The organism is Cloacibacillus sp. (assembly GCA_036655895.1).
In the GTDB taxonomy this organism is placed as follows: Bacteria; Synergistota; Synergistia; order Synergistales; family Synergistaceae; genus JAVVPF01.
In genome coordinates, this window is sequence record JAVVPF010000016.1 from 50,572 (window position 1) to 66,504 (window position 15,933).

Consider the following 15,933-nt stretch of genomic DNA (forward strand, 5'->3'; position numbering starts at 1 on the left):
TTTCATCATTTATCACCAAATATATCCATACCCACCGCGCGTTCGACATTGCGGCGTATTGATTCGATACCGATCTCCAGGGAGCCCCTCTGGTTCGGGACCGGGATGATGCTGAGATCCGAATTTTCGTTTATCTCGTCCACCGTATCCCTGAATCTCTCAAAAAGCTCCTCTTCAAGAAAGAGCGCCGCGTAGCCTGAGCGGGAAAATTTTTGCAGCGCAAAGCCGGTGCTGTCATAATTTTCCTCGGTGACCACCACCACATCAAGCCCAATAGCCTTAAAGGGCAGGATGCTTTCGTAGCTGCCGACGGCCGCCATCGGGGCCTTGTGTTTAGACGTAGACATGGCGCAGGAGCCTCCTTACCAGATCTTTGTCTTTTTTGTTAGATTTGGAGACAACGATCATGCGGATATTCTTGACCTCAAGCTCTTTCGCCCACAGGTACGCAATAACGTTCCCCGGAGCGTCGGGGCTGTATTTGCTCTTTGACACTGAATCGAGATAGAAATCGTCAAGGTCTCTTTCAAGATCCATTATCACGTCCGCAAATCCGGCGCCCGCGTCTATAGAGCCCAGAAGCTGAGAGAAGTCCGAAAATTCCAGTATTCTAGCCCATGTTTCAAATGGCTCTGAAATCAACGGCACCAGTATGTTTAAGTCTATTCTGCCGCCATCATTCATGAAGGGCCAGGCGCGTCCGGCGTCGAAGCCGAACCTTTTGAGCCTGAGGAGCGAGCGGATGTTTTCCCCGTCCGTCCTAGTGCGCACCCAGCCTAGTATCTCCGGCATATTGAGAGACTCCGCCTCTTTCAACATAACATCGTACATCTGCCTGTCCATGAGCCTTTCGGTCTCCAGGACGTCCTTGCTCTGCTCCCATATCGAGACGCACTTTGGATACAGAGTGTTTAGGCCGAACGGCAGAAGCTGATAATCTTCAGCCTCAATGTCTGCGATGAGCCTGTCAACCGGGTACGAGGCAAGCGATGTCAGAAGATCCCATCTCTTTTTGCCCCCGTTCCTTACGTTGAAATAGCTCTTCAGCATCACCTTCGCGTTGCTGAAATCGTACGGCAGACGCAGAAGGCTGATCAGCTCTTTGTTCGGGACAAACGAATCCAGCTCTTCATAAGTATCATGCAGCGCCGTTTCGAGTATCTTGTCAAAAGCGGTGTCGCCGGAGACTGATGTCAGCACTGACGCATAAGATGTCTCCCCGAGTATCTTGAGGACGGAGGCCGTATCATCGGCATCCAGCAGCCTTGCGAAGGCCGCGGCATCAAGAAGGCGCAGTTCCATGGCGCGGATTCGAGCCACGGCATAACCATAAGCCTCCTTACTTGACATCAGACCACCTCCTTCATCATTCTGACGGGAACAAACGCTTTACAACGTCAGATTCCTGTTTTTCCTGCTGTACGGTGAGCAGCATTTCCCATGAGCAGTTGACGCTTATCTTGTCTTTTGAGAGGATGAAGCCGCCTTCTATCTCCGCGGGCTCCTCCGCCAGCTCCAGGTTCGTGCCGTGCTGTTCGTTGTAGACGCGCAGCCACTCGCCGTCCAGATACTTTTCATCCTTTGCGACGGAGACCTTTTCATCCTTTGAGGAGACCGCCTCGTCGAGAAGGCGCGCGCAGAAATCGAGATATTCTTCTTTAGGAAGGACCTTCATCATTGCAAGCGTCTTTTTATAGACGTCTTCAATGAGATCTCTCTTCGCGCGCAGGCTCATCTTTTCAACGTCAAGATGCGCCACTATTTCCCTGCGCCTGATTATTTCGGGACGCTCAGCGTCAAAACGGGCGTCAAAACCTGCCTTTATCTCATCGCACTCCTGACCGGCCTTTTGTGTGATGAGCTCCACCTGTCCTTTAGCCTTTGAGAGAACCTCATCAGCCTCTTTCTGAGCATCATTTTTTATTTTTTCTGTGATCTGGGCTAAAGACATAATTTCACGTCTTCTCGGTTACAGCTTGATTCCGTTGAGCATCAGGATACTGACGAGAAGCCCAAAGACGGCGTAAGTTTCGCACATGGCCGGAAGGATGACCGCCTTGCCTATCTGTTCGGGACGCTTTGCAATCATAAGGATGGACGCGGCCGAGGACTTTCCCTGCCAAATGGCGGAATAAAAGCCTGAAATCGCTATCGGGAGACAGGCAAAGCAGATGCCCAGCCCCTGCCATACGGTAAGCACCGCGCCGCCGGCTCCAAGAAGGCCGGCCTTCTGCATGGCGAGAACCGCGACGAGCAGTCCGTAGATGCCCTGTGTGCCCGGGAGCGCGAGAAGCACGAGCGCGTAGCCGAATTTCTTTGGATCCTCTGTCATGACGCCTGCGGCCGCTTCATTGGCTATGCCTATGCCCCACGCCGAGCCTGAACCTGCAAAGCCCACAGCGAGAGCGCCTCCAAGTATTACAAGCATCTGTCCAAGCTGTTCTGTCATTGTTGCGATTATTGTTTCCATTATGAACTTTACCTCCTTGAATGAATGATCCTAATATTTTGTTAGTTTACAGACGAATCTTCCTGTATCCGCGAATACTGCGCGGCGTTGCGAAGCGGCGTGAAATCCTTGCCCGCTGCGTTGTAGAACTTGCCGAAGAACTCGACATACTGGAGCCTCAGCGAATGTATGAACGCGCCTAAGAGGTTCACCATGATGCTGAAAAGATGTCCCAGCACGAAAATCAGTATCGCGCAGGGGATGCCGACATAAGGCGCAGACGACACGAGGTTCGCCAGAAGGTTGATGACCATGCCCACTGCGGCGGAGCCGAGTCCGAGCGCCAGAAGGCGGCTGTAGCTGAGCACGTCTCCCAGAAAGCCCGTAACGTTGTAAAGGCTGAGGACGCCGGAGAAGAGCTTCGCTCCAATACCCTGCTTTTCCCTGCCCTGAGTGGCTACGAGAAGAAGAGCGCCCGCGCCCGCAATAAGCTTCGACGGCATCGCAAGAGAGGCTGGGATGCTCCCAGTCATAGCGCAGCCCATAAGCACAAGCCCGCAGAGGAAGATTATCCATCCGCCCTGATCGGAAACGGCCGCCATCTTGTCGCCCGCCTTCCAGTTGTCCTTAAAGGCGATGAGCAGCCCGAAAATGACCTGGATGAAGCCCAGCGCAAGCGAGATCATAAGCAGCGTTATCGGGTCGTTCATCGGGTCGAGCTTCTGCATACTCTTAAAGAACGGAGCCACGCCGCTAAGGAACGGGAAAGCCGTCACCGCGTCTCCAAACCATGAGCCCGTCAGCGCGCCGAATATGACCGACATCAGCATACCGACCGTCATCATTATGAAAAACTTGCGCAGAGTCGGCGAAAGCTGATGCTTGACGAGCAGATAGCCCAGAATGCCCGCGACGAGCAGACCGTAGCCCGCGTCTCCGAAACACATGCCCAGGAAGACGAAGAAGAACGGCGCCATAAGCGACGTCGGATCCACCTTGCCGTAAGTGGGCGTGCCGTACATTATCGTAAGCGGTTCAAGGCACGACGACCACGGTTTGTTCTTTAGCAGCGTCGGGGGAAGCTCTCCCTCCTCGGGCGCCACCTCCGCAAACTCCGTGAAAGCGTCGTAGTCGTGAACGACCGCCTCGACCTTTTTCCAAAGCTCCTTGGGCGCCCAGAACTCCCAAATGAGGACGTCCTCGGTAGGAACTCCAGTCTCCATCGCTTCAAGCCTGTCGCGCAGAATAAGCCAGTAGTCGCCGTAATTGCGCGCCATAACAAGCCCTTCGTCGGCGGAAGCCTCCAGCTCCTTGACGCAGACGGCCTCGCGGCTCTCGCACTCGCCTATTTTTTCAGCGAGGCGTTCTTTTTCCACCGAGGCTGTCTTCGCAAAATCCTTCGGAACCTCTATGCGCGCCGCTCCGAAGTCCGCGGCTATCGCCTGGACGCTTTCAAAACTTGGCTTTTCATAGAGAACTGCGAAGGTTTCGTTTGGATCTTTTTCCGAACCGGAAAGCTCCTGAAACTCCACAAGATCGCCCAAGTCCTTTGTGATGCGCGCGGCCATCGCCGGCGCATAGACCTTAGGCACAGAATAGACGGCGCCAGCTATCATATCCGTTCCCGTGGTGAAGAACTCAAGCGGATACTTTATGCTCTCAAAAAGCAAAATCTGGGCAAGCAGCCCCCTGAGGCGGGAAAGCTCCGCGCGCGTCTCGGTGAGACGTCTTTCGACATCTCTTATGTAAGTTGTAAATTCTTTGAATTTTATTTCGTTGACCTGCGCCGCAAGCTGATCAAAGCTTTGAGTCGGGACCTCTCCCAGCATCTTCGCAAGCGAACCCTCTTTTTTTGATTCGTAGGGTTCAAGCAGACGCTGGATAAATTTTGTGTCGCCGATCAGCTCGTCAACATGATGACGTTTTTCACGCAGGCGGAACATAGCGCCGCCATGTTCCCTGTCGCCGTCCCTGTAGATGAACTCGCAGCAGCCTAAAGCCTGAAGCTTTGCCGCCAGCTCGTCCGCCACAGATTTGTGAACGGCTATACGCGCCTTACACATCTCGGCGAGAGCCATAAGCCGCCATCACCTCTCTAACCAGCCATTTTGCTACTGCTTCCGTTTCATTTTTCTTCTTTTCGTAGAACGCTTTCGCGTCGGTCTCACCGCGAGCCGTAATAACCTGAGCTTTTTCTTCGGCCTCTTTGTCCGCCGCGGCAACTTTCTCGCGCCACTGTCTGTGACATTGCTGTTTTGTGCTTTTGACAGACTGCTCCGCGTTTGCATGAGCGGCAGCCACCGACTTTGCAGCCTCCGATTTTGCGTTGGATACTATACTCTTTGCAAGAGCCTCTTGATCTCTGATCTCCTGTGCCAGATTCTCTGCCAACAAGATCACCTCCCCTCCATAATCATAGGGTTACCCATAATACAAAATAGATTTTACCTTTATCTTTAAATTGCGTCAATTTTCACACATTAGGCATAAATGGCGCTGAATAGTTTATTAGAACTATTTAAAAACCTTTTCAGGCTGTTATATCGTCAAAAACATAAAAAAATAATGTATAACAAATCTCACGGCAAAATTGCAAAAATTCGCCGATTCCAGCGCGTATATTGTTTTTGCTTAAAGAAAGAGGCCTTATTTCTGCTAAGGCCTCTTTTTTATATGTATTGATTTATGTTGTCATTTCCGTGGAGATTATAAAAATTACGCAGTATGCCCCTTATAAATTGATGGATTTTTAAATTTAAGGGGCAACTTCTTCGTTGATGCAAAAGATGGGGGCAAAGAGTTTATTTATTCTTTCGCACAAAGTTGACGCGGCATTTATTTTTTTACGCGTTCAGTGCAGTCTTTTCGCCACGGACAGGCGGCGCAGCGCGCGGCGCTCGTCTCATACTCTGAAGCGAGCGCCGTGCGCGCCGCCTCTTCTATACTTTTTTCTATCTCGTCAAAGGCGTCGTCGCCGTACACCTTGACCTTACGCGCCGCCTCAGGCGAACGCAGATAAATGACGGCGGAATCTATTGGAAGGCCCTTCGTCCCCCCAGCCTCGTAAAAACGGCGGAGCGCATAGGCGTAAAAATCAAGCTGCTTTTCATAATAGAAGGCGGGCGCGTAGCGCTCGTCGGAACTTTTCCAGTCGCGCAGATGCAGCACGGAGCCGTCATACCAAAAAAGGTCCGTAGCGCCGATGAGCGTCATTCCGGCGGCCGGCACGCGAAAAGGCATCTCACGCCACAGCTTCACGGCGCTGTCGCAAGAGGCCATAGCCGCGAAGTCGCGCGCCTCCTCCGTCTGTGAATAATCAGAAAGAAGCCGGCGTATCTCGGCTCGTTTCGCGCGGGAGGCAAATTCGTCGCGAAGCTCCACGGGAACTTTAGCGGCGGCCCTTTCAAAGGCCGCGCCGCCGTTTTCGTGCGGCAAAAGCGGCGGCAGAGCCTCCGCCGTGAAATCCCAGCGCGCAAGCGCCCAGTGCGTGAGGCTGCCGAACTCAGAGCCTTCGCCCTCACCGCCCTTCACAGTCCAGCCAATAGTCCGCCCCTGACGGTAGACCATCCTGTAGGCGGCGGGACACCATGAAACAAGCGCGTAGGCGGAGGCGGAGAGCCTCGCCAGCATCGCGGGCGCCGTATCTTTGAGCGTCATGCGCGGCGCTTCGGGCTTCTGCACATAAGGCGCGTACTTTAAAAGCTCGCCCGGCCCTTTTGCCGCCTCGCGCGTTTCGTCGGGCAGCCCCGCCTCCGCCGCCATCGTCATCAGCGTATTCTTGCGCGCGGAGCAAAGAATGAGCTTGTCCTGCGCGCGCGTGAAGCCGACATACCAGAGCCGTCTGCGTTCGGCCTCCTCGGCCTCGTTCTCCTCCTCGCTCTCCCAAAGCCACGCGGAGGTCTTTATCTCTTCGCCCGCGCCGCTCAAAAAATCGGGCACGCTCTGCGCTATGACGCCGTATTTTTTTGAGACGCGCAGCCTATCTCTGTTGCAGCTCGACCTGTCCGCGCAGACAAGAGCCGTCACCGGAAATTCAAGGCCCTTTGAGGCGTGTATCGTCATGACGCGCACCGCGTCCGTCTCGTCGTCCGCCGTATCCGGCTCCTCTTTTGCGCCTGAGGCGGCCACGGCGCCGTGCAGATAGGCGGCGCAGCCGGAAAGAGAGCGCCCCTGAGACGACTCGTACTCCGCCGCCAGCTGCGCGAGGAATATTATGTTCGCGTTGACGCGCCTTCTGCGAAGCCCCGCGTAGCGTTCAAGGAAGAAGGGCCTCTTTAAAAGCTCGAGGATGAGCGCAGAGACGCCGTTCAAAAGCGCGAGCCTGCGGAGCGACAAAAGCCGCTCCCACTCGCGCGGATATTTTTCCATAACGAGCGCCGCGATCGGAAAGGCCTTTTTGCCGTCCGACGCGGCCTCCGCCTCCGCGTGCAAAAGCTCCGCCTCGGCCTGAGAGATGCCGCTGAAGGCGGAGGCGAGCCACCCAGCCAGATAAAGCGGGTCCTCCGGCTCGGCGAGCAGCGATATAAGGTTCACCATGTCCGCAATCTCGCCGCGCGCGAAGTAGCTTTTGTTCGTAGACAATATATAGGGCACGCCAAGACGCTCAAAGGCGCGTTCAATGTCGCCGTACTGAGCGCGCGACGGCACAAGCACGGCGAAGTCGCGCCAGCGCGCCTTTGCGAACTTTTTTTCGCCTTTGTTCCATAGCATCGTCCCCTCCTCGCGCAGCGCGGCAAAGCGCAGCCCAAGCTCCGTATAGAGCAGAAGCCGCAGCTCGGAGGCCGTAGCGGCTGCCGCATTCTTGTCGTCGGAGGGAACGGCGGCAATCGTTTCAAGCTGCGGCGGGCCGGCCATTGCGTTGCGCGTCGCGCGAAAAGCCGCGTCCTCAGGCGGCAGAAGATCCTCGTAGACGATACCGTCGTTTTTTTCGCTCCACAGAGGACCGAAGAGGCCGTTGAACTTTTCAAGCAGCCCGCTTGCCGTGCGGAAGTTTTGATCAAGAGGCACGTAGTGATATATTTTTTCATCCGCGCCCCGGCATTTTTCTATATAACGGCCGAAGAGCGTCAGGTCCGCGTGACGGAACCTGTATATAGACTGTTTCTGGTCGCCGACGACAAAAAGCGTGTTCTGAAAGCCGGAGCCGCTCTCCGGCGCCACCCAGAGCGCCTCTATCAGAGAGTTTTGCAGCGGGTCGGTATCCTGAAATTCGTCGACCATTATATGTTTGAACTTGCGCTTATAATCCGGAGAAGAAGAGAGCACCTTCCCCGCGTAAAAAATAAGGTCGGAGAGCGAAAGCAGCCGCTCGCGCCTGCGGAACTCGTCCCAGCAGGCCCAGCCGACAGCCGACAGCCGGCAGAGCGCCGCGTGAAGCCTGCGTTCAGCCTCGGTAGGCGGCGCGGCAAGCGCCATCTTCTTCACGGCGTCGTCGCGCCACTCTTTGACGGGAGCGCCCAGCGCCTCCGCTATAGCCTCTTTGAGCTTGCTATTGCCGGGAAGTTTTTTCAAAAAAACGCAAAGCAGATCATCCATGAAATTCGCCGCGTTTTCGAGGGCGAAAGGCCTTTTTTGCCACCGTCCCGCAAACTGGCGCGCCGCCTCCGCAAAGACGCCCGGTTTTTCCATCGCGGGGCAGGCCGCCGCGGCGGGCAGCACCACTTCCATCCAGAGTTTATATATCTCGTCCTTTACGCCGGCAAGCGACGCCGTAGAGGCCGTGATGTTTTCGTCGTCGTGCAGCCAAAGCTCCTCCGGCGTGCGCCCAGCGCAGTAGAGTTTTTCGGAGGCCTCTTTTGCGGCGGCCGCCAGGCTCTTTGGCCCGAACTCGTTTATCAAAGAAAAAAGCTCGCCCTCATCGGCAAACTCACGAAGGCGCGGCCTCCAGTCGGCGGGAAGCGCCTCCTCCATCCTTTTGAACGACGACTCCGAGAGCATATTTTGATACTCTTCCCACCATATCTCCTCCTTAGGAGCGGGCATGATGGTAGACATCGGGTCTATGTCGAGAGCAAGGCCCGACTCGCGTATCATCTTCATGGCAAACGAATGTATGGTGGATATATAGCCGTCCTCAATGCAGTCCGCGCTTTTTTTGAGACGCGCAAGCTCATCGGGGCGCTTTTCGCTCCAGGCGCGCAGCGTAGTTTTAATGCGCTCCTGCATCTCGCGCGCCGCCTTTTTGGTGAAGGTGAGCACGAGTATCTCGTTCACGCCGCAGTTTTCGTCAGAGGCCAAAAGCCACGCGTAGCGCTGTGCAAGCGTCTGCGTCTTGCCGGTGCCGGCGCCCGCGCTCACCACCGTAAGCGCGCTTTCGCTCGTCAGCGCCTCCACCTGCCTATTTGTGCCGGAGATGAGGCCGTTCCAGACCGCGGCGTCATTCATCATCCGAACCATCCTCCAGCGCCTCCGTGAACCTCGCGTCCTCGCGCTTGCGGCACATGACGAAAAAGCCGCATCTCTGACAGCGCTTGTCCTTTGGGTCGTAATTGGGGACAAAACAGCCGTTCTTGACCGCCTCCGCCATCTGCGCCATCGCAACCCCCGCCTCTTCTATTCTTTCAGACACAGTCTGCTTGCGTCCCGTGTTGGGGCAGCCGTATATATCGCCGTATCCGTCGTCAAAATACCCCTTTATCGAAGTGTCCCTGTGGCCGAGCCAGCCCACGCCCTTTATGGCAACGCCGCTTGTCTCCTTCAGTATCTTGCAGTAGGCCGGTATTTGAAGTTCAGAAACGTGGTTTTCGGCCTTTCCAAGTTTATAGTCGAGCACCACCGCGTCGCCGCCGTAATAATCCACACGGTCGGCCGCAGCGCGGAAAAGCACGCCGTCTATCTCATAGTCGTCAAGACGCAGCTCCGTCTCCACGCCGCTTCTTCCGGCGCAGACGGCCCGTTCCTCTATCTCGTCCTCAAAGGCCGCCATCGCCGTCATCTGGCGTCTCAGCATCAGCTCGTACCGCGCAAGACGCGGCTCGCGCGCAAGCTCCGGGTAAAGCTCCTCTTTGAAGCGTTCCCAGTTCGCCGCGGCGTAGCTCTGGATAAGTATACGCTCGCCCGCCGCCCGTTTCGTCAGACATTCCTCCCATATCCTGTGAAAGAGGACGCCCGCCCGCCTCGGGTCGTAAAGCGAAAGACGCGGGCTTTCAAGGCGCAGCTTCGCCGTACACCAGTAAAGATAGGGGCAGCTCCGCCACAGGTCGAGATCGCTTATGCGCACCACCGGCTTTTCGCGCGGCGGCGCTGCGCCTACCGGCGGGCGCGGCTGCTCCCCGCGGCTGAAGGGGCTGCAAACCACCTCCGCCTCGGGGAACCACGGCGAACCTCCGTCGGGAAGCGCGCAGTCGGAGGGATAATTGACGCAAAGAGCCTCAGGCCAGCTCCTGTCGGCCTCCTTCTTAACCGTGTTTTTCGCAGCGTCCGCGTATGTCACCATAGACTGGACGAACTGCGATTCCCCCACCGGGTCTTTCTTCATATCAGTAAGCGACCGCGCGATGATCAGCCCCTCGCGCGCCGTCGCCGTCAGGCGGCGAAAAACCGCCTCCTTCTGCTCGCGCTCCTCGCGCGGCTCTGGAAGGTGCGAAACGCCGCCTGACAAATCGTCAAAAACGCCAGCCTTCGCCCGCTCCGCCTCCGCCGCGTTGAACTTCGCCTTATTCGCGCCGCGCATCAAAAGCGACTCGCGCATCGTGCCCGGCCACGTGTTGTAATCGACGTCCGTCATTATCCAAAAACGGTGCGAGGCGAGTATCGGCGGCGCGCCCGCGTAGAGCGTCACAGAACGGCGCTGCGGCGCCGATATCGGAAGAGTGGCCGTAGCGCCCCAGTCTGTGATGAAGGCGGCGGCCTCCGCGCCGCGCAGAGGCACACGGGCGGCGGGGCCTATCTCCTTAGCCTCGTCCGAAAGATTCTTGATTTTTTTCTTAAGTTCATAGACGGCGTAAAATATATCCTTGACGCAGCCGTCAAGCTGCGGCAGACGCCCGGCTGCATCTGCGCAGCGCGCGGCGGCGCCGGATTTTTCGATAAAGGCAAGCCACAGCGAAAGCAGTTCCACCGGCGTGCCGCCGCGTTCGAAGCCTTCGCACAGCTTGCGCGCCGCGCGCAGATTCTTTTTCTCATCGCCGCGCAAAACATCATGCCACGCCTCAAAATTATCGGGAAAGACCCCCTCCGGCGCAAGCGGCGTAGTGGAATCGGCGCGCGCAAAAAGCAGCGGATTTGCAAGAAGCAGCTTCGTATGGTAATGATCCCAGCCCGAGCGAAACGCGCCCCAGAGCGCCGCCGGCAGCTCGCCAAGCAGCGTCTCCCCCACCGTGCCGCGCGCCTGCGCGTTGTAGGGGATGTTATAGCGCCCAAGCGCATACTCCAAAAGCGCCATCCTGTGCGGCTGCGCCATCACGCCGATGTCGCCGTAATCCACAGCGTCCGCGCAAAGCGGCGCAAAAACGCCGCCGCCGTCCGCCCATAGCGCAAGCTCGCGCGCCAGCGCCTCAAATTCAAGATGCGCGCCCGAAGCGCTGAAAAGCGCCGTAGGCAGCCTCCACTTCGGACGCGCCAGATACGGCGCGCCAAGCTGCTTGATGCCGTCGTGAAAATCGTCAAGCCCCGTCTCCGGCTGAAGCATCGTCGTATGACAAATATCCGCTATCGCGCGCGCAAGCTTGAGCTGCGCGCCAGTGAAAGACAAAAATCCGGCAAAGAGGACATGCTTTTCGCAAAGCCACGAAGCCGCCTCCGCGCATAAAAGCGACTGACGCGCAAGCGTGGCTATCTGCGCCGCGTCAGCAAGGCCGTACTCGGCCAGGTAATCCAAATATTTTTCATAAAGTTCAAGCAGCAGCGCCTCGGGCGCGTCCGCCGCAGGCTCCTCTTCGCCAAAAAGCGCCTCGCGCAGCCGCGCGGGCGACGCCTCTTCGTTCAGCATATCCTTTATATTGTCGCCAAGCACCGAAACGAAGCCCTTGTGATAGACGCCTCCGGCAAGGCTCAGGCCGCGCGCCGCAGCCTCCGCAAAAAACCGCTCCAGCAGATACTTGATTATCAGATTGTGGTCGGGCGGGTCGATAACGCGCAGCCGCGCGCCCGACAAGCGCGAAAGCTCCTTATACAGGTCGCCCGTCGTCATCACCTGCGGCCGCGCGCCGAAATAGGCCGTCTCTCCGCAGACGAGCGCAAGCAGCGCCTCCTTATCAAGCCCCGAAGGCACGATAAAAAGCGCGCAGCCGCCGTGCTCCGCGTAGAAACTTTGCAGCAGCTCCGTCTTTTCGTTTATATTAAAATAAGTCTCAACAGTAAGAGCCATAGGCCACCTCTAGCGAACGGGCGCGGGCGCGTCCGAAAAGAACAGGTCGGAATTGTGATAAATATCCTTGCAGCCCGATAAATATTCCTCGCGGCATATCTCAAACTCGTTCTTCAAAGCCTCGTAACAGCGTACGGTGTCGGACGAATTTATTTCGCAGGCTCGGATTATATCGTCATACGCCTCCGTCATCACAGCCACGACGCAGGCGTCAAGCAGCCCGCCCGCCGCCATATTCTTCAACAGCCGCACCACGCTCTCCTTCGGCATCTTATCGCGGTAGGAACGGCGGCTGAAAAGCGCGCTCGTGATGTCCGCCACCGCCATAATGCGCTGCGGAAGCGTAAGCTCCGCCGCCTTGAGCTTCTGCGGATAGCCCGCGCCGTTCAGCTTCTCGTGATGGCGCGCCGCGATCTCTACCATCTCCGGCGCGACCTTGTTTTCCAATATCTGGCGTGTATAAGTGACGTGCATCTGCATCACGCGCATCTCCTCCGGCGTAAGCGCGCCAGGCTTCTCCAAAATGGCCACCGGTATCTTTATCTTGCCTATATCGTGCAGCAGCCCCGAATAATACAAAAGAGTGCGCCCCTGCTCGTCAAAGCCCATGCGCTCGCCCAGCAAAGAGGCGAAACTCGCGGTCTGGAGCGTGTGCAGCACAGTCTGCTCGCTGCGGAAGTCTATCGCGAAAACAAGAGTGCGGACAAGCGCCATCACCTCGCGCTCCGTAAAGGCGAGCGCGTCGTAGCAGTCCCTTATATCCGCCTCGTAAGCGCCGCTGCGTATATTCTCCAGAATATGGAAACGTTCGTTCGCCCTCTTGAAATCACGCACGTCGCGCGGGTCAAACTGCGAACCGGAAAGCGCTTCTATCATCGCGACGACGCGCGCGTCGTCCGCCTCGCCAAGCGCGCAGATATCCACACGGTCGGCAAGATGCAGCTTAAGCGCCAGCTCCTTTGAGCGTGACGAACAGCGCCCCGACTCAGCATAGCTCATGTGATGATACAAAACCGCCTCCGCTTCGCCCTTAAGCGGCGAGAGATACTTTAAAAAAAGATAGCCGTAGACGGAATGGGCGAGAGTATCCTCCGTCTCGAAACTAAGCAGGCTGTCTATCTCATCAGTTTTATTTGCGCCGACGTCGTGAAAGACCGCAAGCATGAGCGCGTTGCGCAGCTCCTCGCGGCAAAGGCCGCCGTCGAGCGACAGCATACATTTTAAAATATAGGCCGCGCGAACGCCGTGGTCCAGCAGTTTTCCGTTTATCAGCATCAGTATTTCTTTTGTGACGTTAAAGGCTGAGTCTTTTAAGAACATCTTGATTTCCGTCCAATCGGCATCGTGCTAGTTATAGAAATAAAATTCATTTGAGGCAATTCTATCATATCTTTTTATGATTTTTACACTTATTATTTAAAATAAGTTATAATTTTAGAAAACGACCCTGCGGGATCAAAGAGGTGTATTCATTGGACGCGGAAAAAATCATCGACAAACTAAACAGCGAACACAACGCGGAGGCGGACGAACTCGCCCACCTCATAGACAACAGAAAACAGTGCGACAGCGAAAAACTCTTCGCCTTCGCGCGCGAGGCCGCCGTCGCCTCTTACGGCAAAAAAATCTACGTGCGCGGCCTCATCGAAATGACGAACTACTGCCGCAACGACTGCTACTACTGCGGCATCAGAAAAAGCAACAAAGAAGTGCCGCGCTACCGGCTCACGCGCGGCGAAATAATGGAATGCTGCCGCGAAGGCTACGAGCTAGGCTTTCGCACCTTCGTGCTCCAGGGCGGCGAAGATATGTACTACACCGACGACATAATGACAGAGATAGTGCGCGGCATCAGAAGCTCATACCCCGACTGCGCCATCACCCTCTCCCTCGGCGAAAAAGAAAGACAGAGCTACCAGCGCCTCTTCGACGCGGGAGCCAACCGCTACCTGCTGCGCCACGAGACGGCGAACGCCGGCCACTACGGCAGGCTCCACCCAAAAGAGCTGTCGCTCGAAAACAGAATGCGCTGCCTGCGCGACCTAAAAGAAATAGGCTATCAGGTGGGCTGCGGCTTCATGGTAGGCTCCCCCTGGCAGACGACGCAAAACCTCGTAGAAGACCTCCTCTTCATAAAAAAATTTGAACCCCAGATGGTCGGCATAGGCCCCTTCATCCCCCACCACCAGACGCCCTTTGCCGGCTTCAAGGCCGGAGCGGCCGAACTTACGCTCTTCATGCTCGCCATAACAAGGCTCATGAACCCCAAAACGCTGCTGCCCGCCACCACAGCGCTCGGCACGGTAGAGGACAACGGGCGCGAAATGGGAGTAATGGCCGGATGCAACGTCATCATGCCGAACCTCTCGCCGCTTGCCGTCCGCAAAAAATACATGCTCTACGACAACAAAATATCCACCGGCGACGAAGCGGCGCAGGCCCGCGAGTCGCTAGCCCGCAGAATGAGCGCCATCGGCTACGAGATAGTGACGGCGCGCGGCGACGCGGCGCAATAAACAAAGCGGCATATAGTATAATATCTGGCGACAGGCAGCACATCTTAACGAAACTTCGGAGGGAACCGTCAATGAAAGCAACGAAAACAATCAGAAAAAGTTTACAGCTTCTCACAGCCGCGCTTTTTGTCGTAGCGTCGGTAACCGCGGCTAACGCGGAAAACTGGCCTCTCTTTAAAAACAACACACTGAGAAACGGCACAATGGACGCGGGCGTCACGCGCGCCGTGCCGTTCATGGGGCACAGAACGTGGACGACCCAGCTCAATCAAAACATCGCCTCCTCCCCCGCGCTCTACAAGGGCCGCCTCTACTTCGGCACAAACGACGGCACGCTCTACGCATTGAACGCCGCCACGGGAGAACAGATATGGGAATTTGACACCCCGAACTGGATAACCTCGTCGCCCGCCGTCGTAAACGGCAAAGTATTCTTCGGAGGCTTCGACGGCAAACTCTACTGCGTGAACGCCGACACAGGAGAGCAGATTTGGAAATTCACCACCTCAAACAGCGTCCAGTCCTCCCCCGCCGTAGCGGACGACGTAGTCTACTTCGGCTCCACCGACGGCTTCGTCTACGCCGTCTCCATAAAAACAGGCTGGCAGAAATGGAAATTCAAGACCGACTCCGCCGTCACAGGCTCGCCCGTCGTAGCGGACGGAGTAGTCTACATAGGAAACCGCAACTGCAAAATGTACGCAATAGATGCCGCCACCGGCAAAATGAAATGGCGCGCCATAGTGGGCGGCCCCATCACCTCGGCCCCCGCGGTGGCGGACGGCCTGCTCTACTTCACGAGCCAGGACGGAAAAATATACTGCGCGCGCATCAAACATCAGGCCGTAATATGGAAATACGACGCAAAGGCGCAGATAGAGACCTCGCCGCTCGTCTACAACGGCCGCGTCATCTTCGGCGACATCTCAGGCCGCGTCACCGCGCTTGACGCAAAGACCGGCGCAAAACAATGGAAATACATGACCGGAGACTCAGTATTCTCCTCCGCCGCGGCTCTTGGAAATCACATCTTCATCGGCTCCAACAGCGACAAACTCTACGCGCTCGACATAAACACCGGCACCCCCGCCTGGGCCGTGAACCTCGAAGCCAACATACTGGCCGCCCCCGTAGTCTCAAACGAGCGGATAATAGTCCCCACCGCCGGAGGAAACATCTGCGCGATAGACTAAAATAAAAAAAATAAAATAACGCGGCAAACGATCGTCCCCCCGCAAAATTCTCCGCGGGGGGACGATTTATTTATTTTATCGCTTGTTTATTGATGTTTATTGAAGCCGTTCGTTTACCGTTTGCCCTTCCTTCCGCGCATCGCGGCCGCAGCCAGGGCGAGCATCGCTATGCCTCCCGCTCCGGCAGAACAGCCGCTGGAGCTGCTCCCTCCCGGCGTCGGCTTTGGATCGGGGTCGGGTGTGGGGTCGGGGTCGGGTGTGGGAGGGGTTGGCGGCTTTAGCTGCACTGTGAGGCGACCCTGCACTTTGGCGTAGTAGTCTTTTGCCCCAGCCCCACTTGCTACGGGGGCGGATATTTCGACGTCCGCGCTGCCTAACGTGGGGAAGTTGACCCGCGCCGTCGCTGCGTCGCCGCTTATCGCAAAGTTTTCTATCTTCACTATATCGGGGGATATGACCACTTTAAGG

At 56.5% G+C, this 15,933-nt stretch carries 12 protein-coding genes; 2 read left to right on the forward strand and 10 right to left on the reverse strand.

Annotated elements, in window-relative coordinates; all coding sequences use genetic code 11:
- Nucleotides 1-5: 5 nt before the first annotated feature.
- The 9 genes from RRY12_06695 to RRY12_06735 all read right to left on the reverse strand — a co-directional run bounded on the left by RRY12_06695 (nt 6) and on the right by RRY12_06735 (nt 13,076).
- Entirely contained in the window at nt 6-347 is a 342-nt protein-coding gene (locus tag RRY12_06695; GenBank protein ID MEG2184348.1) for a V-type ATP synthase subunit F, read from the reverse strand.
- A complete protein-coding gene (locus RRY12_06700; protein MEG2184349.1) occupies nt 334-1,350 on the reverse strand; it encodes a V-type ATPase subunit in 1,017 nt (338 codons plus the stop codon). The genes RRY12_06695 and RRY12_06700 overlap by 14 nt, the downstream gene beginning before the upstream one ends.
- A gap of 16 nt (nt 1,351-1,366) precedes the next feature.
- Complete coding sequence (locus tag RRY12_06705) at nt 1,367-1,951, reverse strand: V-type ATP synthase subunit E family protein (protein MEG2184350.1); 585 nt, start codon at nt 1,949-1,951, stop codon at nt 1,367-1,369.
- Nucleotides 1,952-1,969: 18 nt separating this feature from the next.
- Nucleotides 1,970-2,470 (reverse strand): V-type ATP synthase subunit K, encoded by a 501-nt coding sequence (locus RRY12_06710; protein ID MEG2184351.1) that lies wholly within the window; start codon nt 2,468-2,470, stop codon nt 1,970-1,972.
- A 41-nt stretch (nt 2,471-2,511) separates the two neighbouring features.
- Nucleotides 2,512-4,527, reverse strand: coding sequence for a V-type ATP synthase subunit I (locus RRY12_06715; GenBank protein MEG2184352.1), 2,016 nt, complete (start codon nt 4,525-4,527; stop codon nt 2,512-2,514).
- Nucleotides 4,505-4,840: a cell envelope biogenesis protein TolA gene (locus tag RRY12_06720; GenBank protein ID MEG2184353.1), complete on the reverse strand. Its 336-nt coding sequence runs from the start codon at nt 4,838-4,840 to the stop codon at nt 4,505-4,507. The genes RRY12_06715 and RRY12_06720 overlap by 23 nt, the downstream gene beginning before the upstream one ends.
- Before the next feature lie 444 nt (nt 4,841-5,284).
- Nucleotides 5,285-8,836 carry a UvrD-helicase domain-containing protein gene (locus RRY12_06725; GenBank protein MEG2184354.1) on the reverse strand — a complete coding sequence of 1,184 codons (3,552 nt, stop codon included), beginning with the start codon at nt 8,834-8,836 and terminating at the stop codon, nt 5,285-5,287.
- Entirely contained in the window at nt 8,826-11,756 is a 2,931-nt protein-coding gene (locus RRY12_06730; GenBank protein MEG2184355.1) for a PD-(D/E)XK nuclease family protein, read from the reverse strand. The genes RRY12_06725 and RRY12_06730 overlap by 11 nt, the downstream gene beginning before the upstream one ends.
- A 9-nt stretch (nt 11,757-11,765) precedes the next feature.
- Nucleotides 11,766-13,076 carry an HD domain-containing protein gene (locus RRY12_06735; GenBank protein ID MEG2184356.1) on the reverse strand — a complete coding sequence of 437 codons (1,311 nt, stop codon included), beginning with the start codon at nt 13,074-13,076 and terminating at the stop codon, nt 11,766-11,768.
- Nucleotides 13,077-13,228: 152 nt separating this feature from the next.
- On the opposite strand from RRY12_06735, the gene hydE reads away from it, so the two are divergent.
- Nucleotides 13,229-14,272 (forward strand): [FeFe] hydrogenase H-cluster radical SAM maturase HydE, encoded by a 1,044-nt coding sequence (hydE, locus tag RRY12_06740; GenBank protein ID MEG2184357.1) that lies wholly within the window; start codon nt 13,229-13,231, stop codon nt 14,270-14,272.
- Between the two features lie 71 nt (nt 14,273-14,343).
- Nucleotides 14,344-15,465, forward strand: a complete 1,122-nt coding sequence (locus tag RRY12_06745; GenBank protein MEG2184358.1) for a PQQ-binding-like beta-propeller repeat protein — start codon at nt 14,344-14,346, stop codon at nt 15,463-15,465.
- Between the two features lie 113 nt (nt 15,466-15,578).
- On the opposite strand, the gene RRY12_06750 is transcribed toward RRY12_06745, so the two are convergent.
- Nucleotides 15,579-15,933, reverse strand: a 355-nt coding sequence (locus RRY12_06750) for a hypothetical protein (protein MEG2184359.1), incomplete at its 5' end; no start/stop codon positions are given.

Bases quoted from the DNA above. Each gene is read 5' to 3' on its own strand.
- RRY12_06695 (MEG2184348.1), bottom strand. From the start codon at position 347: ATGTCTACGTCTAAACACAAGGCCCCGATGGCGGCCGTCGGCAGCTAC.
- RRY12_06700 (MEG2184349.1), bottom strand. From the start codon at position 1,350: ATGTCAAGTAAGGAGGCTTATGGTTATGCCGTGGCTCGAATCCGCGCC.
- RRY12_06705 (MEG2184350.1), bottom strand. From the start codon at position 1,951: ATGTCTTTAGCCCAGATCACAGAAAAAATAAAAAATGATGCTCAGAAA.
- RRY12_06710 (MEG2184351.1), bottom strand. From the start codon at position 2,470: ATGGAAACAATAATCGCAACAATGACAGAACAGCTTGGACAGATGCTT.
- RRY12_06715 (MEG2184352.1), bottom strand. From the start codon at position 4,527: ATGGCTCTCGCCGAGATGTGTAAGGCGCGTATAGCCGTTCACAAATCT.
- RRY12_06725 (MEG2184354.1), bottom strand. From the start codon at position 8,836: ATGATGAATGACGCCGCGGTCTGGAACGGCCTCATCTCCGGCACAAAT.
- RRY12_06730 (MEG2184355.1), bottom strand. From the start codon at position 11,756: ATGGCTCTTACTGTTGAGACTTATTTTAATATAAACGAAAAGACGGAG.
- RRY12_06735 (MEG2184356.1), bottom strand. From the start codon at position 13,076: ATGTTCTTAAAAGACTCAGCCTTTAACGTCACAAAAGAAATACTGATG.
- RRY12_06745 (MEG2184358.1), top strand. From the start codon at position 14,344: ATGAAAGCAACGAAAACAATCAGAAAAAGTTTACAGCTTCTCACAGCC.